The 18820-nt window shown below is 71.4% G+C and carries 20 protein-coding genes; 16 read left to right on the forward strand and 4 right to left on the reverse strand.

The window, feature by feature from the left end; translation table 11 throughout:
- Window positions 1-612 precede the first annotated feature (612 nt).
- The 8 genes from hemL (at window position 613) to GV126_RS19010 (ending at window position 8994) form a co-directional block, all read left to right on the forward strand.
- Window positions 613-1929, forward strand: a complete 1317-nt coding sequence (gene hemL, locus GV126_RS18975; RefSeq protein WP_159668250.1) for a glutamate-1-semialdehyde 2,1-aminomutase — start codon at window positions 613-615, stop codon at window positions 1927-1929.
- Window positions 1926-2639: a histidine phosphatase family protein gene (locus tag GV126_RS18980; protein WP_159668253.1), complete on the forward strand. Its 714-nt coding sequence runs from the start codon at window positions 1926-1928 to the stop codon at window positions 2637-2639. Before hemL ends, GV126_RS18980 begins: the two co-directional genes overlap by 4 nt.
- Before the next feature lie 176 nt (window positions 2640-2815).
- Complete coding sequence (locus GV126_RS18985; RefSeq protein ID WP_159668256.1) at window positions 2816-4108, forward strand: polysaccharide deacetylase family protein; 1293 nt, start codon at window positions 2816-2818, stop codon at window positions 4106-4108.
- Between the two features lie 66 nt (window positions 4109-4174).
- Window positions 4175-4840 (forward strand): TlpA family protein disulfide reductase, encoded by a 666-nt coding sequence (locus GV126_RS18990; RefSeq protein ID WP_159668259.1) that lies wholly within the window; start codon window positions 4175-4177, stop codon window positions 4838-4840.
- A gap of 6 nt (window positions 4841-4846) precedes the next feature.
- A complete protein-coding gene (locus tag GV126_RS18995) occupies window positions 4847-5608 on the forward strand; it encodes a cytochrome c biogenesis CcdA family protein (protein WP_159668262.1) in 762 nt (253 codons plus the stop codon).
- Window positions 5609-5611: 3 nt separating this feature from the next.
- Window positions 5612-7423, forward strand: coding sequence for a cytochrome c biogenesis protein ResB (gene resB, locus GV126_RS19000; protein ID WP_159668265.1), 1812 nt, complete (start codon window positions 5612-5614; stop codon window positions 7421-7423).
- Window positions 7420-8535, forward strand: a complete 1116-nt coding sequence (gene ccsB, locus GV126_RS19005) for a c-type cytochrome biogenesis protein CcsB (RefSeq protein WP_159668268.1) — start codon at window positions 7420-7422, stop codon at window positions 8533-8535. The genes resB and ccsB overlap by 4 nt, the downstream gene beginning before the upstream one ends.
- Window positions 8536-8592: 57 nt before the next feature.
- A complete protein-coding gene (locus tag GV126_RS19010) occupies window positions 8593-8994 on the forward strand; it encodes an SRPBCC domain-containing protein (RefSeq protein WP_159668271.1) in 402 nt (133 codons plus the stop codon).
- A 15-nt stretch (window positions 8995-9009) separates the two neighbouring features.
- Here GV126_RS19010 and GV126_RS19015 read toward each other — a convergent pair whose 3' ends face one another.
- The 3 genes from GV126_RS19015 to GV126_RS19025 form a co-directional block, all read right to left on the reverse strand.
- Window positions 9010-9987 carry an isopenicillin N synthase family dioxygenase gene (locus GV126_RS19015; protein ID WP_159668274.1) on the reverse strand — a complete coding sequence of 326 codons (978 nt, stop codon included), beginning with the start codon at window positions 9985-9987 and terminating at the stop codon, window positions 9010-9012.
- Between the two features lie 95 nt (window positions 9988-10082).
- Window positions 10083-10436, reverse strand: a complete 354-nt coding sequence (locus GV126_RS19020; protein WP_159668277.1) for a hypothetical protein — start codon at window positions 10434-10436, stop codon at window positions 10083-10085.
- A complete protein-coding gene (locus GV126_RS19025; RefSeq protein WP_159668280.1) occupies window positions 10433-11038 on the reverse strand; it encodes a DUF6232 family protein in 606 nt (201 codons plus the stop codon). Before GV126_RS19025 ends, GV126_RS19020 begins: the two co-directional genes overlap by 4 nt.
- 198 nt (window positions 11039-11236) lie before the next feature.
- Between GV126_RS19025 and GV126_RS19030 the strand changes: the two genes are divergently transcribed.
- The 8 genes from GV126_RS19030 (at window position 11237) to GV126_RS19065 (ending at window position 17927) form a co-directional block, all read left to right on the forward strand.
- A complete protein-coding gene (locus GV126_RS19030) occupies window positions 11237-12688 on the forward strand; it encodes a menaquinone biosynthesis decarboxylase (protein ID WP_159668283.1) in 1452 nt (483 codons plus the stop codon).
- Window positions 12685-13578, forward strand: a complete 894-nt coding sequence (mqnP, locus tag GV126_RS19035; protein WP_159668286.1) for a menaquinone biosynthesis prenyltransferase MqnP — start codon at window positions 12685-12687, stop codon at window positions 13576-13578. The genes GV126_RS19030 and mqnP overlap by 4 nt, the downstream gene beginning before the upstream one ends.
- Window positions 13579-13651: 73 nt before the next feature.
- The gene (locus GV126_RS19040; protein WP_185946736.1) at window positions 13652-14323 is read left to right on the forward strand and encodes a UbiX family flavin prenyltransferase; all 672 of its coding nucleotides are present in this window, start codon (window positions 13652-13654) and stop codon (window positions 14321-14323) included.
- Window positions 14324-14393: 70 nt separating this feature from the next.
- A complete protein-coding gene (locus GV126_RS19045) occupies window positions 14394-14849 on the forward strand; it encodes an Lrp/AsnC family transcriptional regulator (protein WP_028420874.1) in 456 nt (151 codons plus the stop codon).
- Window positions 14850-14898: 49 nt separating this feature from the next.
- Window positions 14899-16062 (forward strand): aminofutalosine synthase MqnE, encoded by a 1164-nt coding sequence (mqnE, locus tag GV126_RS19050; RefSeq protein WP_159668289.1) that lies wholly within the window; start codon window positions 14899-14901, stop codon window positions 16060-16062.
- 48 nt (window positions 16063-16110) lie between these two features.
- Window positions 16111-16791 (forward strand): UdgX family uracil-DNA binding protein, encoded by a 681-nt coding sequence (locus tag GV126_RS19055; protein ID WP_159668292.1) that lies wholly within the window; start codon window positions 16111-16113, stop codon window positions 16789-16791.
- Window positions 16792-16842: 51 nt separating this feature from the next.
- Window positions 16843-17367, forward strand: a complete 525-nt coding sequence (locus tag GV126_RS19060) for a GNAT family N-acetyltransferase (RefSeq protein WP_159668294.1) — start codon at window positions 16843-16845, stop codon at window positions 17365-17367.
- A gap of 254 nt (window positions 17368-17621) precedes the next feature.
- Window positions 17622-17927 carry a DUF4229 domain-containing protein gene (locus tag GV126_RS19065; RefSeq protein WP_159668297.1) on the forward strand — a complete coding sequence of 102 codons (306 nt, stop codon included), beginning with the start codon at window positions 17622-17624 and terminating at the stop codon, window positions 17925-17927.
- 29 nt (window positions 17928-17956) lie between these two features.
- On the opposite strand, the gene GV126_RS19070 is transcribed toward GV126_RS19065, so the two are convergent.
- Window positions 17957-18820: MaoC/PaaZ C-terminal domain-containing protein (locus GV126_RS19070; RefSeq protein WP_438947854.1), on the reverse strand; the 864-nt coding region annotated here is incomplete at its 5' end.

An 18820-nucleotide genomic window follows, 5' to 3' on the forward strand; every position in this document is an offset into this window, starting at 1 on the left:
AGCTTCCATCACGTGCAGTGCGGAACCGTTCACCCGTCGTGGCGACGGAGGGGTACCGGTTTGCGTCTGAGGAGAATAACGCTTCGTACAGGCTCTGCTACACCGAGTTGCTCAAATCATCGATTACGTCGCTTCCGTAACCGAATGACGTACGGCTGAACACCGGAGAGTGACCGATTGCTGATCGATCCGGTTCGGTGTCGGTATGGAACGCGGGCGTGTTGTGGCGGTGTACCGCCAAGAGGAGTGGCCAGGGTGACGTCTGGGTACGTTCCGTCGTTCGACCGTCGATCCGGGTGTGCCGCCGGGCCGTCCTCTGCGGGGAAGCGCGCGGCCGTCAGAGGGGAAGGGGTGCGCGGCCGTCACCGGCAAGGAGGCGCGCGGCCGTCCCTGGCGTAGGAGTCGGTCGCCCGGTGTCAGTGGCGGGGGGGCGCGCCGGGGGGCGGGGGGGGGGCGGCTCCTTTTAACCACTGACGGTGCCGGCGCGCGCCCCCTCGCAGGGCCTCCACCCCCGCCTCTCCGTCCCCGCTGGCCTACCCTGAACTGGGTCACTGCCCGTCCCGGATCCACGTCATCCGAGAAAACCCCGCGGAATCGGAGAAGTCGCAGGTCATGAGCGAACTGCCATATCCATACGAAGCCCCCGTCTCGCAGGCGCTGTTCGACCGTGCGGCGGCCGTCACGCCCGGTGGCGTGAACTCGCCGGTGCGTGCCTTTGGTGCCGTGGGCGGTGCGCCCCGGTTCATGGTGTCCGGCAAGGGCGCATACCTGACGGACGCCGACGGGCGGGAGTACGTCGACCTCGTGTGCTCCTGGGGTCCGATGATCCTCGGGCACAGCCACCCGGAGGTGATCGCCGCCGTGCAGGAGGCGGTCGCGCGCGGCACGTCCTTCGGCACGCCCGGTGAGGGCGAGGTCGCGCTCGCCGAGGAGATGGTCGCGCGCGTCGCGCCGCTGGAGCAGGTGCGGCTGGTCTCCAGCGGGACCGAGGCCACCATGTCCGCGATCCGGCTGGCCCGCGGGTTCACCCGGCGCACCAAGGTGATCAAGTTCGCCGGGTGCTACCACGGGCACGTCGACGCCCTCCTGGCCTCCGCGGGGTCGGGGGTGGCCACGTTCGCGCTGCCGGACACGCCCGGTGTCACCGGCGCGCAGGCCGCGGACACGATCGTGCTGCCGTACAACGACCTCGACGCCGTGCGCGCCGCCTTCGCCGCGCACCCGGACGAGATCGCCTGTGTGATCACCGAGGCCTCGCCCGGCAACATGGGCGTCGTGCCGCCGCTGCCCGGGTTCAACCAGGGGCTGAAGGACCTGTGCCGGGACAACGGCGCGCTGTACATCTCCGACGAGGTCATGACCGGGTTCCGTACCAGCCGGGCCGGCTGGTACGGCGTCGACGGCGTGGAGCCGGACCTGATGACCTTCGGCAAGGTGATGGGCGGCGGGTTCCCGGCCGCGGCGTTCGGCGGGCGCGCCGACGTCATGGCGCACCTCGCGCCCGCCGGACCCGTCTACCAGGCGGGCACCCTGTCGGGGAACCCGGTGGCCACCGCCGCGGGCCTGGCCCAGCTGCGCCTGCTCGACGAGGCGGCCTACGCGAAGATCGACGACGTCTCGCAGCAGTTGCAGGCCATGGTGTCCGAGGCGCTGACCAAGGAGGGCGTGGCGCACACCCTGCAGAACGCCACCAACATGTTCTCGGTGTTCTTCACCGACCGGCCGGTGCGCAACTACGAGGACGCCAAGGCGCAGGAGTCGTACCGCTTCACCGCGTTCTTCCACGCGATGCTGGCGCACGGCGTCTATCTGCCGCCGTCCTCGTTCGAGTCCTGGTTCGTCTCCACCGCGCACGACGAGCGGGCCCTGCAGCGGATCGCCGACGCCCTGCCGGCGGCGGCCCGGGCGGCCGCGGAGGCGACGGCATGAGCGAGCACGCGGAGAAGAACCGGCCGACGCAGAAGAAGGACGACATCACCGTCGTCCACCTGATGCGGCACGGGGAGGTGGAGAACCCCGAGGGGATCCTGTACGGGCGGCTGCCCGGCTACCACCTGTCCGACCTGGGCCGGCGGATGGCCGAGCGGGTCGCCGAGCACCTCGCCTCCCGGGACGTGACCTACGTCGTCGCCTCGCCGCTGGAGCGGGCGCAGGAGACGGCCACGCCCATCGCCAAGGCGCACGGCCTGGACCTCGCCACCGACGAGCGGCTGATCGAGGCGGAGAACATCTTCCAGGGCAAGACCTTCGGGGTCGGCGACGGCGCGCTGCGCAAGCCCGCCAACTGGAAGTACCTGGTCAACCCGTTCAAGCCGTCCTGGGGCGAGCCGTACGTCGACCAGGTGGTGCGCATGATGGGCGCGCTGGACGCGGCGAAGGACGCCGCGCGCGGGCACGAGGCGGTGGTGGTCAGCCACCAGCTGCCGATCTGGATCGTGCGCTCCTACGTCGAGCGGCGGCGGCTGTGGCACGACCCGCGCAAGCGGCAGTGCACGCTGGCCTCGCTGACGACGTTCACGTACCGGGGCGACCGGATCGTCTCCGTCGGCTACACCGAGCCGGCCCGCGACCTGGTGCCGGCGCATCTGCTGGCGGGCGCCAAGCCGGTGAAGGGGCAGGGGAAGGCGTTCGGGGCGTAGCCGCACCGTCGAGGGTGCGGCGGCCACGCACCGTAAGGGAACGGTGAGCCTTCCGTCACCTTCGCACACCTTTCTTACTATCGTTGCGATATTCGTACCGCAGCGGGCAACCTCCGGCTTCGTCGCGTCCTCTGTGTGGGTGACCACATCAGAGGACGTGACGAATCGGGGATCTCATGCGCACCTTCTCCCGGAGGGGAATGCTCGGCCTGGGCGCGGGCACCGCGGCCGCCGTCGGACTGGCCGGCTGCGGCGGTCTGCACTCCTCGGACGGTTCCGATCGCGCCGACGGTTCCGGCGCGGGTGCGCACGGCCGGAGCACGGTGCAGCCCGCCCGGCCCATCGGGGACGGCTCGACGGCGTTCACCGGCAAGCAGCCGCACCAGCCGGCCGCGCCCGTGCCGCTGGAGCCGGGGCAGACCCCGCCGCAGTTCGTCGTCTTCTCCTGGGACGGCGCCGGCGAGGTCGGCAACGGCCTCTTCCCGCGCTTTTTGGACCTGGCCAAGGAGCACGGCGCGCACATGACCTTCTTCCTCTCCGGGCTGTACCTGCTGCCGGAGGCGAAGAAGCGCCTGTACGACCCGCCGAACAACCCCCGTGGCGCCTCCGACATCGGCTACCTGACCGACGAGCACATCAAGGCCACCCTCGCCAACGTCCGCCGCGCCTGGCTGGAGGGCCACGAGATCGGCACCCACTTCAACGGCCACTTCTGCTCCGGCCACGGCACGGTCGCGAACTGGACGCCGGCGCAGTGGCGCAGCGAGATCGAGCAGGCGAAGGCGTTCGTCAAGCAGTGGCGGACCAACACCGGCTGGCACGAGCTGCCCTCCCTGCCGTTCGACTACGACAAGGAACTCGTCGGCGGCCGCACCCCCTGCCTGCTCGGCCAGAACCAGCTGCTGCCCACCGCCCGCGAGCTGGGCTGGCGCTACGACGCCTCCTCGCCCGGCGGCCGGCAGGTGTGGCCGGTCAAGCGGCAGGGCATATGGGACCTCCCGCTGCAGCAGATACCTTTCCCCGGCCGTTCCTTCGAGGTCCTCTCGATGGACTACAACATGCTGGCCAACCAGTCCGTGAACTCCACCAAGGCCCCCGCGTACCACTACCCCGCCTGGCGCCGCCAGTCCGCCCAGGCCTACATCGCCGGCTTCCAGCGGGCCTACGAGACGAACCGGGCGCCGTTCTTCATCGGCAACCACTTCGAGCAGTGGAACGGCGGCATCTACATGGACTCCGTCGAGGAGGCTTTCAAGCACATCGCGCGGGAGAAGGAGAAGGGCGCGGACGTGCGCCTGGTCTCCTTCCGGCAGTTCGTCGACTGGCTGGACGTGCAGAAGCCCGAGGTCCTCGCCAAGCTGCGCACCCTGGAGGTCGGGCAGCGGCCGGCCGGTGGCTGGAAGGAGTTCCTGAAGGAGACACCGGCCACCGGCACGCGCGGCGGGCAAGGGGTGCACAGCGCCGCCTGAAATGCGGTTTTCCGCCCAGCAGGGGGGTGCGCAAGATCCCCGGAACAGGCATGCGAAACTTTTCACATGAGTGCCGCCAGCCGCGCCCCCCAGTGCTCGAACCGGGCGAACCGTACGTCCCGTCCGCACCGCACGCGCACCGCCCGTGCCCGCGGCCGCGCCGCCCTGCTCACCGCCGGCACCGCCGCCGCGGCACTCGTCCTGACCGCGTGCGGCTCCGGCGGCACCTCCGGCGGCTCGGGCAACACCCACTTCATCACCGGCTCCGACGGCATCGCGACGGTGAAGAAGAGCGAGCGCAAGCCCGCCCCCGACCTGTCCGGCAAGACCATCGACGGCAAGCAGCTCGACCTCGCCTCCTACAAGGGCAAGGTCGTCGTCCTCAACGTCTGGGGCTCGTGGTGCTCGCCCTGCCGGGCCGAGGCGCCGAACCTGGTGAAGGTCGCCAAGGAGACCGCCCCCCAGGGCGTGCAGTTCGTCGGCATCAACACCCGCGACACCAGCCCCCAGCCGGCCCAGCAGTTCGAGAAGAGCTTCGGCGTGCCGTACCCGAGCCTGTACGACCCCGTCGGCAAGCTCATGCTCCGCTTCAAGAAGGGCACGCTCAACCCGCAGCTCATCCCGACCACGCTGGTCATCGACCGGGACGGGAAGATCGCCGCCCGCGCCCTGCAGGCGCTCAGCGAGGAGAAGCTGCGCAAGATGCTCGCCCCGGTCGTCGCGGAGAAGTGAGCCGTCGTGCTACTGGCCGCAGCCACTGACCCCAACCAGACGGTGTTCAGCGGAGCCCTCCTGCTCGCGCTGCCCGTCGCCGTGCTCGGCGGGCTCGTCTCCTTCTTCTCCCCGTGCGTGCTGCCGCTCGTGCCCGGCTACCTGTCCTATGTGACGGGGGTCACCGGCACCGACCTGGCCGAGGCCCGGCGCGGCCGGATGGCCACCGGCGCCACCCTGTTCGTGCTCGGCTTCACGGTCGTGTTCGTCTCCGGCGGCGCGCTGTTCGGGTTCTTCGGGCAGACCCTGCAGGACTACAAGGGCACCCTGTCCAAGGTGCTCGGCGTGATCATGATCCTCATGGGGCTGTTCTTCATGGGGATGCTGCCCTGGCTCACCCAGCGGGAGTTCCGCCTGCACAAGCGGCCGGCCGCCGGACTGGTCGGCGCGCCCGTGCTCGGGGCCCTGTTCGGGGTCGGCTGGACCCCCTGCATCGGCCCCACCCTCGCCTCCGTCGTGGCCCTGTCCTCCAACCAGGCCAGCGCCGGACGCGGTGCCCTGCTGACCGTCGCCTACTGCGCCGGCCTCGGCATCCCGTTCGTGCTCACCGCCGTCGCCTTCCGCAAGGCCCTCGGCGCCTTCGGCTGGGTCAAGCGCCACTATGTGTGGGTGATGCGCATCGGCGGCACGATGATGATCGTCACCGGCCTGCTGCTGCTGACCGGTGCCTGGGACCGGCTGGTGCAACAGATGCAGACCTGGTCCACCGGCTTCACTGTGGGGATCTGATCCATGAGCAAGACGACACCGGACACCGGCGCCGACGCGCCCCGGACCGCCCCGCCCACCGGCGCGGACGACCTGGGCGCGGCCGGCGCGCAGCTGTCCACCGCCCCCACCGAGACGGCCGTCCCCGGCTCCTTCGGCGGCACCCGCGCCCCCGGCCTGACCGGCTGGCTCACCTGGACGGTGCGCGAGGCCGTCGGCTGGGTGCGCTGGTTCTGGCGGCAGCTGACCTCCATGCGGGTCGCGCTGCTGCTGCTGTTCCTGCTCTCCCTCGGCGCCATCCCGGGCTCGCTGATCCCGCAGAACGGCAGCGACGCGATGAAGGTCGAGACCTTCAAGCAGTCCCACAAGACGCTCGGGCCGATCTACGACAAGCTCGGCCTGTTCCACGTCTACAGCTCGGTGTGGTTCTCCGCGATCTACATCCTGCTGTTCGTCTCCCTCATCGGCTGCATCGTCCCGCGCACCTGGCAGTTCGTCGGCCAGCTGCGCGGCCGCCCGCCGGGCGCCCCCCGGCGGCTGAGCCGGCTGCCGGCCTACGCCACCTGGCGCACCGAGGCCGCGCCCGAGGAGGTCCGCGAGGCCGCGCTGAAGATCCTCAAGCGGCGGCGCTTCCGCGCCCACACCGCCGGGGACGCCGTCGCCGCGGAGAAGGGCTATCTGCGCGAGGCCGGCAACCTGGTCTTCCACATCGCGTTGATCGTGATGCTGATCGCCTTCGCCTGGGGCCAGCTGTTCAAGACCGAGGGCGACAAGCTCATCGTCGAGGGCGACGGCTTCGCGAACACCCTCACCCAGTACGACGACTTCAAGTCGGGCAACCTCTTCGACGACGACAACCTGGTGCCGTTCAGCTTCACCCTGAAGAAGTTCACCGCCACCTACGAGCGCAGCGGACCCAACAGGGGCACCGCGCGCACCTTCCAGGCCGCCGTCGACTACAGCGTGGGCGCCGACGGCGCGACCAAGCACAAGACCATCAAGGTCAACCACCCGCTGGAGATCGACGACGCCAAGGTCTACCTCGTCAGCCACGGCTACGCCCCGACCGTGACCGTCCGCGACGGCAAGGGCAAGGTCGTCTACCACCAGGCCGTGCCGCTGCTGCCGCTGGACTCCAACGAGACCTCGCAGGGCGCGATCAAGGTCATGGACGGCTACACGAACCCGCAGGGCAAGAGCGAGCAGCTCGGCTTCGCCGCGTTCTTCGTGCCCACCTTCGCGGGCGCCGGCCAGGGCTCGATGTTCTCCCAGTTCCCCGGCCTGGACTTCCCCGTGCTGGCGCTCGGCGCCTACCACGGCGACCTGGGCGTGGACGCGGGCGTGCCGCAGAACGTGTACCAGCTGGACACCAAGAACCCCGCCCTGAAGCCGTTCAAGGACGCCAAGGGCAACATCCTCAAGGCGCGCCTGCTGCCCGGCGAGACCATGAAGCTGCCGAACGGCGCCGGCTCCATCACCTTCGACAAGGACATCAAGGAGTGGGCCGGCTTCCAGATCGTGCAGCAGCCCGGCCAGGGCTGGGCCCTGACCGGCGCCGTCGCCGCCCTCGCCGGACTGGCCGGTTCGCTGTTCATCCAGCGCCGCCGCGTGTGGGTGCGCGCCGTGCGGGGTGCCGACGGCCTGACGGTCGTCGAGGTCGCCGGCCTCGGCCGCAGCGAGTCCGCCAAGCTCCCCGAGGAGATCGGCGACCTGGCCGCCCTGGTCCACGACACGGCACCGACCCACCCCGACTCCGACTCCGATCCCGACGCCGCCCCCGACCGGGAGCCGGACGCCGTCACCCCCGTACCCGCCGAAGGGGAGCCAAAGAAGTGACTCTCGCCGCACCGATCCAGTTGGCCGTCGCGACCAACGAACATCTCGCGCACATCAGCAACACGCTGATCTACTCCGCGATGGCCGTCTACACCCTGGCCTTCTTCGCCTACATCGCCGAATGGCTCTTCGGCAGCCGCAGCAAGGTGGGCCGCACCGCCGCCGCGCTGACCGCCGAGAAGAACGAGAAGAAGGCGGCCGCCACGGCCCAGGGCCCGGCGGTCACGGTGAAGTCCGCGGGCGGCACCGCCGTCCTGGAGCGGCCCAAGGTCGTCGTCCGGTCCGCGGCCGGCTCGCGTGACGTGCCCGACGGGCCCGGCGCGCACGGCGGGGACGAGCAGGGCGACCTGTACGGGCGGATCGCCATCTCCCTGACCGCGCTCGCCTTCCTGGTGGAGCTGGGCGGCGTCGTCACCCGCGCCGCGTCCGTGGAGCGGGCGCCGTGGGGCAACATGTACGAGTTCAACATCACCTTCTCCACGGTCGCGGTCGGCGTCTACCTCGCGCTGCTCGCCCTGAAGAAGAACGTGCGCTGGCTCGGCCTGTTCCTGACCACCACGGTCCTGCTCGACCTCGGCCTCGCGGTCACCGTCCTGTACACGGCCAGCGACCAGCTGGTCCCCGCGCTGCACTCGTACTGGCTGTACATCCACGTCTCCACCGCGATCCTGTGCGGCGCGGTCTTCTACGTCGGCGCGGTCGGCACCCTGCTGTACCTGTTCAAGGACGCCTACGAGAGCAAGGTCGCCGCGGGCGGCAAGCCCGGGCGCTTCGCGACCTCGGTGCTGGAGCGGCTGCCCGCCTCCGCGTCCCTGGACAAGTTCTCCTACCGCGTGAACGCCGCCGTCTTCCCGCTGTGGACGTTCACGATCATCGCCGGTGCCATCTGGGCCGAGTCCGCCTGGGGCCGGTACTGGGGCTGGGACCCCAAGGAGACCTGGGCCTTCATCACCTGGGTCGCCTACGCCTGCTACCTGCACGCCCGCTCGACGGCCGGCTGGAAGGGCCGCAAGGCCGCGTACATCGCGCTCATCGCCTTCGCCTGCTGGCTGTTCAACTACTACGGCGTGAACATCTTCGTCGGCGGCAAGCACTCCTACGCGGGCGTGTGAGCGCCCCGCCGTCCGGGCACGGGTGCACCGGGCGCGGCGGCGCGGCACGCTGGTGTCATGACCGGATCCATCGAACAGGGCATCAGCCAGACCCACGGGAACACCCACCTGCTGCACTTCCTGGTGCGGCTTCCCCGGCCCATGGAGAAGGTCTGGCCGGCGCTGTCCACCCCCGACGGGCTCGCGGGATGGTTCACCGCCGCCGACGAACTCCAGCCCCGGCTCGGCGGCGCGGTCACCCTGCGCGGCCTGGGCAGCGGCCGGATCACCGCGTGGGACGTGGACCGGATCGCCGAGTACACCCTCCAGGACGGCGGGCGCCTGCGCTTCCACCTGGAACGGGACGGCGAGAGCGCCTGCGTGCTGCGCTTCACCCACGAGTTCCGGGGCGAGCAGGAGTCGGAGGCGGGCTGGCGGGCCCGCTTCGAACGGCTGATCGAGCAGCTGGCCGGCTCCTAGGAGCGGCGATCGCGCTCACTCCACGGTGATCTCGTCCAGCTTCCGCCGCAGGTACACGTGCGAGTCCACCGGCTCGTACGCCACCCGGCCCACCGGCGCGGGCACCGACTCCACCCGCGTGCCCGGCGTGCACTCCCCGAAGTACACCAGCGACATCAGCTCCTCGGCCGGCGCGTCCGCGGGCGGCGGCAGCACCCGGTGCCGTCCCGACCGCCACCGGTCGCCGGTCCACCGGGCCATCAGGTCACCGATGTTGACGGTCAGGGCCTCGGGGTCGTAGGGCGCGTCGGCCCAGCCGCACGCGTCGGTGAACACCTGCAGTCCGCCCTTGCCGGCCTGCCGGTCCAGGATTGTCACCGTCCCGAAGTCGGTGTGCGGCCCGATGCGGAACTGCCCCGGCTCGGCCGGGCCGACGACGTCCGTCCCCGGATACCAGTTGATGTTGAACCCGTACGTCGGCCGGGTCATGTGCCGGGTGAAGAAGTCCGGCCCCAGCCCGAGGGCCGCGCCGAGCAGCGCCAGCAGCCGCTTCTCCAGCCCGGCCATCCCATCCAGGTACTCCTCGCACAGCGGGCGCAGCCCGGGCACCTCCGCCGGCCAGACGTTCGGCGCGTACCACTCGGCGTCGATCGCCGGATCGCCGAACGGCTCCCGCGTGGCGAACGTCAGCGACTCCTTCAGGTCCGGCGGCGTCCAGGTGCCCTCCGCGTACCCGTTGGCCTCCGCGCCCGGGCCGAGCCAGCCGCGCCCGCCCACCTCGGCCTCGTAACGCCGCTTCACCGCGACGGGCAGCGTGAAGAACTCCCGGGCCGCCGCCCGGATCCGCGACCGCAGGGCCGTGTCGATCCCGTGCCCGGTGACCAGCAGGAACCCCGCGACCTGCAAGGCCTCGTCGACGGTGCGGGCGATCCGGCGGCGCTGCTCGGGGCCGCCGCGAAGCCAGGGTCCGAGGTCGACGGTGGGGATGGGCGCACGGGCCGGTGCCTGGTCCATGCCCCTACTGTGCGGGCGCCGGGACGCGGCGGCAACGGGCCCGCACCGGGCGCGCGGGAGCGTGTCCGGCGCCCGGGGTCGGGCGGTGCGGGCCGTCAGGGGCCGAGCAGGGCGAGGATCCTGTTGACCGCCTCCACCACCGGCTGGCCCACCGCCCCGACTGTCGCGGCGATGCCCGCGACGGCCAGCAGGGCGCGGTGCCGCTGCTGCGGGGGCACCGCGGCGTCGGCGGTGATGTCCGGCAGGGAGTCGTCGAGGGCCTGCGCACTGGCCGGCGGGACACTGGCGCGCAGCTCCCGCACCAGCCGCAGCAGTTCCGCCACCGCCTGCTGCAGGGCGGGGGAGGCGGCGGCATCCGCCGGGGCCGCCTGGTGCTTGACGATGCCGGTGTTGCCGCGACCGCCGTGCATGTTCACCGTGTCGCCGAAGTAGTAGTTGTCGCCGCTCATGCGCTCGCCACCCCCACGTTGCCCGTGCCGCCGTACATGTTCACGTTGTCGCCGAAGTAGTAGTTGCGGGGATTGACCAGGAGGCGGTCCACCCGCACCTGGAACTGGGTGTCCGGGTGCTCGATCGCGTGGACGATGGTCCCCACGAGCTGGTCCAGGTACTGGGGCTGCGGGCTGGTCACCATGGCGATGGACGGTCCGGACGTCTCCACGGCCAGGACGTACTGCGTGGGAGCCCCGAGGACGCTCACCAGCTCCACCACGCTGAAGACGATCGCCGCCGCGGACCCCAGCCAGACCAGCGTGATGATCGTGCCGGCCATGTCCTGACTCGCGAGGCCGGTGACGCCGCCCAGGATCGTGAGGGCGAACGCCACGGACAGGATGATCCCGAGGCGCTTGAGGAAGAGCAGGGCGGCGTCCTTGCGGCGGGGTGTGAGGGTGAACGTGTACACCCGGGTGATGTTCCGCAGCGGATAGGCCGCGCCGTCGACCCACAGCAGTCGCTTGTCCACCCGCAGGTCGATGCCGCGGGCGGCCTGCGGCGGGACCGGGGGCGGCGGCGGGATGTCGTAGTGCCCTGGTGGTTCGGTTCTTTCCACAGGTCCCCCTGAGGTCTGGGTTCTTGGTGATGCCCGTCACTGAGTGACCCTCATTAACCCCACTCGTCGCCGTGCGTGCAAGTCCGGTGACCATGTGAAACCCGGTACGGCGGTGGGGCGTTGGCCGCGCGACACCGCCGCGGCGGGGCGGGGCCCCGGTGCCGCGGCGGGCGCGGGGCGTGGCCGATACTGGGACGCATGGCTTACGACGATCTTCGCTCGCTGCTCAGGGCACTGGAGCGCGACGGCGACCTCAAGCGCGTCAAGGTGGAGGTCGACCCCTACCTGGAGGTCGGTGAGATCGTCGACCGGGTGCAGAAGTCCGGCGGACCGGCCCTGCTGTTCGAGAACGTCAAGGGCTCGGCCATGCCGCTCGCCATGAACGTCTTCGGCACCGACCGGCGCCTGCTGAAGGCGCTCGGCCTGACGTCGTACGACGAGATCGGCGAGAAGATCGGTGGACTGCTGCGGCCCGAGCTGCCGCACGGGTTCGTCGGCGTGCGGGATGCCTTCGGCAAGCTCGGCTCGATGGCGCACGTGCCGCCGAAGAAGGTCAAGGAGGCCCCCGTCCAGGAGGTCGTCCTGCGCGGCGACGACGTCGACCTCCACGCCCTGCCCGCGCTGTTCACCTGGCCCAAGGACGGCGGCTCCTTCTTCAACCTGGGCCTGACCCACACCAAGGACCCCGAGACGGGCATCCGCAACCTCGGGCTGTACCGGCTGCAGCGCCACGACCGGCGCACCATCGGCATGCACTGGCAGATCCACAAGGACAGCCGCAACCACTACCAGGTGGCCGCGCGGCGCGGCGAGCGGCTGCCGGTCGCCATCGCCTTCGGCTGCCCGCCGGCGGTGACGTACGCCGCGACCGCGCCGCTGCCCGGGGACATCGACGAGTACCTGTTCGCCGGGTTCGTCGCGGGCAGGCGGATCGAGATGGTGGACTGCAAGACCGTCCCGCTGCAGGTCCCGGCGAACGCCGAGGTCGTCCTGGAGGGCTGGCTGGAGCCCGGCAAGACGCTGCCGGAGGGCCCCTTCGGCGACCACACCGGCTTCTACACCCCGCAGGAGCCCTTCCCCGCCCTGACCATCGACTGCGTGACGATGCGCCGGCGCCCGCTGCTGCAGTCGATCGTGGTCGGCCGACCGCCGACGGAGGACGGCCCGCTGGGCCGGGCGACGGAGCGTTTCTTCCTGCCCCTGCTGAAGATCATCGTGCCGGACATCGTGGACTACCACCTGCCCGAGGCGGGCGGCTTCCACAACTGCGCGATCGTCTCCATCGACAAGAAGTACCCCAAGCACGCCCAGAAGGTCATGCACGCCATCTGGGGCGCGCACATGATGTCGCTGACCAAGCTGATCGTGGTCGTCGACGCCGACTGCGACGTGCACGACCTGCACGAGGTCGCCTGGCGGGCCCTGGGCAACACCGACTACGCCCGCGACCTCACGGTCGTCGAAGGCCCCGTCGACCACCTCGACCACGCCTCCTACCAGCAGTTCTGGGGCGGCAAGGCGGGCATCGACGCGACGAGGAAGCTGCCCGAGGAGGGCTACACCCGCGACGGCGGCTGGCCGGAGATGGTGGTCTCCGACCCGGAGACGGCGGCGAAGGTCGACCGCCGGTGGAAGGAGTACGGCCTGTGACGACCGCAGTCATCCAGCCCGGCAGGACCCGGGCCTTCCTGCGCCTGGTCATGATCGAGCACTCGGTGTTCGCGCTGCCCTTCGCCTACATCGCCTCCCTGACCGCGATGTACGAGTGGGACCGGAACATCCACTGGGGCCGGCTGCTGCTGGTCACCGTCTGCATGGTGGGCCTGCGCACGTTCGCCATGGCGGTCAACCGGATCATCGACCGGGAGATCGACGCCCGCAACCCGCGCACCGCGCACCGCGAACTGGTCACGGGCGCGATGTCGGTCCGCCACGCCTGGACCGGCGCGCTGATCGCCCTGGTGGTGTTCCTCGGCGCGGCGGCCCTGCTCAACCCCCTCTGCCTGGCCCTCGCCCCCGTCGCGGTGATCCCGATGGTGGTCTACCCCTACGGCAAGCGGTTCACGAACTTCCCGCAGGCCATCCTGGGCCTGGCCCAGGCGATGGGCCCGGTCGGCGGCTGGCTGGCGATCAGCGGCACGTGGTCGTGGAAGGCGGTGGTCCTCGGGCTGGCCGTGGGCATCTGGATCGGCGGCTTCGACCTGATCTACGCCTGCCAGGACGTCGAGACCGACCGCCGCATCGGCGTGAAGTCGGTCCCGGCTCGCTTCGGCATCCCGGCGGCGATCTGGGGCGCCCGCGCCTGCCACACGATCACCACGGCGCTGTTCGTCTGGTACGCGCTGGCCACCGGCGCCGGCGCGTTCTTCTGGCTGGGCCTGGTCGTCGTCGCGGGCGCGTTCGTCTACGAGCACTCCATCGTCCGCCCGCACGACCTCTCCCGCCTCAACCGGGCGTTCTTCAGCGTCAACGGTTTCATCGGCATCGCTCTTTTCGTGTGCGCGCTGCTCGATCTGCTGGTGCGCGGGCTGAGCGTCTGAGTACCGTGCCCCACCGGTGCGGCGGTGTCCGGCCGGTCCTGAGGCCGGTGGCCCGCACCGGTACGCTCAAGATGTGAACGCAGGGGAAACGCAGCGCAAGCCTTGGATCGTGGGGGTGTCCGGCGCGTCCGGCACCCCGTATGCGGCTGCTGTGCTGCGCGCGCTGCTGGCGGCGGGGGAGAGCGTCGACCTGGTCGTCAGCCGCGCCTCGCGGCTCACCCTGCTGGACGAGACCGGCATCTCCTTCCGGGACGCCCACTGGCGGGACGACCTGCGGGCATGGCTGTCCCTCGGCGCCGACGGCAAGCCCGGCACCTTCGACACGGACATCACGGGCGTACGGCACTGGAGCGCCGGTGACCTGGCGGCCGGGCCGTCCTCCGGGTCGTACCCGGCGAAGGGCATGCTGATCGTGCCGGCCTCGACGGCCTGCGTGGCGGGGGTCGCCCTCGGGCTGTCGAAGGACCTGCTGCAGCGGGCGGCGAGCGTGACGCTGAAGGAGGGCCGGCCGCTGGTGGTGGCCGTTCGCGAGACCCCGCTGACCGGGCAGACGCTGCGGCAGCTGGTCGCCCTGGACGACGCGGGCGCCACCGTCCTGCCCGCCTCGCCCGCCTTCTACGCCGGCGCGACGCACATCCAGCACCTGGTGGACTTCGTCGCCGGCCGCGCGCTGGACGCGGTGGGCGTGCCCCACCGCCTCTACCACCGCTGGGAGGGTGAACTGGGCGGCGCCCGCACGGACTGACACCCCCCACACCTTCGAACAACATCTCTCAGATCTCTCATCGGATCTCTCAGCGGAAGGCTTCGATCGCATGGACGCGGTGGACAGGCAGCTCATCCAGGCCCTGAGGGAGAACGGCCGGGCCTCCTACGCGGAGCTGGGGCGTCTCGTCGGCCTGTCGGGACCGAGCGTCACCGACCGCATCAACCGGCTGGAGGCGGCCGGTGTCATCACCGGCTACCGGGCGACCGTGAACGCCGCCTCGCTCGGCCTGGGCGTCACCGCCCTGGTGGGCATCTCGCTCTCGGACGCCGCCGACCACGAGGACGTGGCCCAGCGGCTGAAGGACCTGCCCGAGATCGAGGACTGCTGGTTCATCGCCGGTGACGACTCCTACATGCTCAAGGTCCGCGCGACCGACGTCGACGGACTGGAGCGGATCATCCGCCGGCTGTCGGGCACCAAGGGCGTCTCGCGGACCCGCACCACGATCGTGCTGTCCACGAAGTGGGAGAACCGGGTGGGCGAGCTGCCCGAAGAGGTCTGACACGTCAGGCGTACGGTTGTCCCAGTCTGTATCGAAGAGAGGTGTTCGCATGGACGTCGGGCTCAAGCGCGAGCTGGAGGAGAAGGTCCGCTCCGGTGAGCGGCTGACCCGTGAGGACGGCATCGCGCTGTACGAGTCGGACGACCTGGCGTGGCTGGGCGGCCTCGCGCACGAGGTGCGCACGCGGATGAACGGCGACGTCGTGCACTTCAACGTCAACCGTCACCTCAACATGACCAACGTGTGCACGGCGTCCTGCGCGTACTGCTCCTTCCAGCGCAAGCCGGGCGAGAAGGACGCGTACACGATGCGCATCGAGGAGGCCGTGAAGCTGGCCAAGGCGATGGAGGGGGAGAACCTCACCGAGCTGCACATCGTCAACGGCCTGCACCCGAACCTGCCGTGGCGCTACTACCCGCGCTCGCTCAGGGAGCTGAAGAAGGCCCTGCCGAACGTGTCGCTGAAGGCGTTCACCGCCACCGAGATCCACCACTTCGAGAAGATCTCCGGGCTGAGCGCGAGCGAGATCCTCGACGAGCTGATCGACGCCGGCCTGGAGTCGCTGACCGGCGGCGGCGCGGAGATCTTCGACTGGGAGGTCCGGCAGCACATCGTGGACCACGACACCCACTGGGAGGACTGGTCCCGCATCCACCGGCTGGCGCACGAGAAGGGCCTGAAGACCCCGTGCACCATGCTGTACGGGCACATCGAGGAGCCCCGCCACCGCGTGGACCACGTGCTGCGGCTGCGTGAACTCCAGGACGAGACCGGCGGGTTCCAGGTGTTCATCCCGCTGCGCTACCAGCACGACTTCGTCGACATGAAGGACGGCAAGGTCCGCAACCGCCTCCAGGCCCGCACGACGATGGCGACCGGCGCGGAGGCCCTGAAGACCTTCGCGGTCTCCCGGCTGCTGTTCGACAACGTCCCGCACGTGAAGGTGTTCTGGGTGATGCACGGCGTGCAGACCGCCCAGCTGGCCCTCCAGCACGGCGCGGACGACATGGACGGCTCGGTCGTCGAGTACAAGATCACCCACGACGCGGACAACTTCGGCACCCCGAACAAGCTGACCCGCGAGGACCTGCTGGAGCTGATCCGCGACGCCGGTTTCCGCCCGGTGGAGCGCAACACCCGCTACGAGATCATCCGGGAGTACGACGGCCCGGACCCCGAGCGCCGCGAGGCGCCCCAGCCCATGCGGGTGTGACTGGCGCACGCACGGTGAGGCCGGCCGCCGGGCGGGTACCCGCCCGGCATGGCCACCACGAAGGCGAAGACGGCGGCGGGCGCGCGGGCGCCCGAGGACGCCTACACCGCCGCGCCGTTCGTCCCCGAGGGCGCCGACCTGGACGGACTGCGGCGGGCCGCGGCCGGCTGCCGGGGCTGCCCGCTGCACCGCGACGCCACGCAGACCGTGTTCGGCGCGGGCGACGCGGACGCCCGGGTGATGCTCGTCGGCGAGCAGCCCGGCGACCAGGAGGACCGGCAGGGCACGCCGTTCGTCGGACCGGCCGGCAAGCTGCTGGACCGGGCGCTGGCCGAGGCGGGCATCGACCCCGGCGAGACCTACGTCACCAACGCGGTCAAGCACTTCAAGTTCACGCGGGCCGAGCCGCGCAAGCGCCGCATCCACAAGGCGCCCACCCTGCGGGAGATGACCGCGTGCGGACCGTGGCTGGCGGCCGAGCTGGCCCTGGTCGAACCCGAGCTGATCGTCGTGCTGGGCGCGACCGCCGGCAAGGCGCTGCTGGGCTCGTCGTTCCGGGTGACCGAGGTGCGCGGGACGGTGCTGGAGCGGGAGATCCACGGGCGCGGCGAGCTGCTGGTGCCGACGGTGCACCCGTCGGCGGTGCTGCGGGCGCGGGACGAGGACCGCGAAGCGGCGTACCGGGGTCTGGTGGCGGATCTGAAGGTGGCGGCCGGGGTTCTGTCGTAAGGAGGGCGGCCGGGGCTCCGCCACCGAAGGGGTAATGGATACACTCGCGCCATGCCCCTTACCTTTACGCTGGACCCCTCCGTGGACCGCGAGCTGCGCGACGGCATCCTCGACCTGTGGACCGACGTGACGAACGCGGGCGGCGCGGTCGGTTTCGTGGCCCCGGTGACCCGCGAGGAGATACGTCCCGAGCTGGTGCGGCACTTCGTGGCGATGGCCGAGGGCCGCGCCCGGCTGCTGGTCGGCCACGACGAGGAGGGACGCGTCGCCGCCACCGCCTTCCTCACCTTCAACAGCCACCGGCTGATGAAGCACTGGCTCTGGCTGTACACGGTGATGGTGCACCCCCGCCACCAGGGCAAGGGCTACGGCCGGGACCTGCTCGCGGCGGCGGCCGACGCGGCCCGCGGCTTCGACGGCATCGAGGCGATCCGGCTGAGCTGCCGGGGCGGACTCGGCCTGGAGCGGTTCTACGCCTCCTGCGGCTACAAGGAGGTCGGCCGGGTGCCCGGCGCGATCCGCGTGGCGCCGGGCGACGACCGGGACGACGTGCTGATGCTGCTGCCGCTTTCCTGATGCCGCGGCCCCCGCCCCCGGGGTCGCCGCTGAGTCGAGGCCCCCGCGCCCGGGGTCGCCGCTGAGCCGAGGCCGCGGTCGGCCCCGCCCGGGTTCGCCGCTGACCTGAGGCTTTGTGTCCCTTGATGCGACTTTCGCCACCCCGCTGCGGGTGCGGGCGGCGGGCGTGCTTCACTGGACAGTGCCCTTCGGGACCTCCCGCCGCCCGCGAACGCGCAGGGGGCCGCCCCCACGGAACGGAAGAGTGGATAGAGATGCTCCGCTACACGCTGATGCGCCTCGGGATCTTCTTGGGCTGCCTCGTGGTGGTCTGGGGACTCGTCTATTCCGGTGTCTTCCCGAGCGGCCGCAACGGCTCCAACGCCCTGTGGATCCCCCTGCTCGCCCTGGTGATCTCCGCCCCGATCAGCTTCGTCGTGCTGCGCAAGGAGCGCGACCGGGCATCGGTGCAGGTCGCCCGCCGGGTGGAGCGGATGAAGGCGAACATGCAGGCCAGCGCCGGCGTCGAGGACCTGGCGGACGACCGGGCGCGCGCCGAGGCGCAGTCCCAGGCGTCCTGACCGCCTGAACCGGCCGGCACGTCCCGCGCTCAGGCCGGCCGCGGGCGCACCTCGCCCACCACATGGGTCCGCCGCTCGTCGGCCGAGCGCAGCGCGAAGCGGCCGGTGCCGTCGGCGGCGTAGACGACCGTGGCGGGCAGCAGCACCGGCGCCCTGAACTCCGCCCGGACGACGGCGGCTTGTGGCGTGCCGTGGGCCGCCAGGCAGCGGGCCGCGCTCCACATGCCGTGCGCGATCGCGCGCGGGAAGCCGAACAGACGGGCGGTCAGCGGGGAGAGGTGGATCGGGTTGCGGTCCCCGGACGCGGCGCCGTAGCGCCGCCCCACGTCCCCGGCGAGCCGCCACCGGTCCACGGCGGGCGGCGGCGGCTCCTCCCGGCCGCGGTCCCGTGACGCGGCGGGGGCCCGGCCGGGGTCCTCGGTGCGATGGCGGGCCAGGTAGCTGCTCGTCGACTCCCACACCACGGTGCCGTCCGCACGCAGTTCGGTGACGACGGTGGCCTGCGTGCCGCGCCGGTGCGCGGCCAGAGAGGCCACGTGCACGCTCAGGTCGTAGGCGTCCGTGGCGGGCAGGGCGGCGTGCCGGGTGATCTCGATCGCGGTGTGCACCAGGCCGAGCAGCGGCAGCGGGAAGTCCCGGCCGCTCATCAGCCGCATGGCCAGCGGGAATCCGAGCACGTGCGGGGACGTGACCGGCAGCGTGCCGTCCTCGGCGGCGAAGCCGCAGATGCGCTCGTAGGCGGCGAGCCGCGCGAGGTCGGCCCGGACCGACGGCAGCACGAGCCGGGTGCGCGGGTAGGGCGCGTCGGGCCGGGGCCGCCGCAGCGGCGAGCGCAGGGCGCCGCGGGCGAGCAGCGGCGCGAGGGCGGGGGCGGCGGCGGCGCGGGCGGGGGG

Origin of the sequence: Streptomyces mexicanus (assembly GCF_902506575.1) — a bacterium.
GTDB classification, from domain to species: Bacteria; Actinomycetota; Actinomycetes; order Streptomycetales; family Streptomycetaceae; genus Streptomyces; species Streptomyces mexicanus.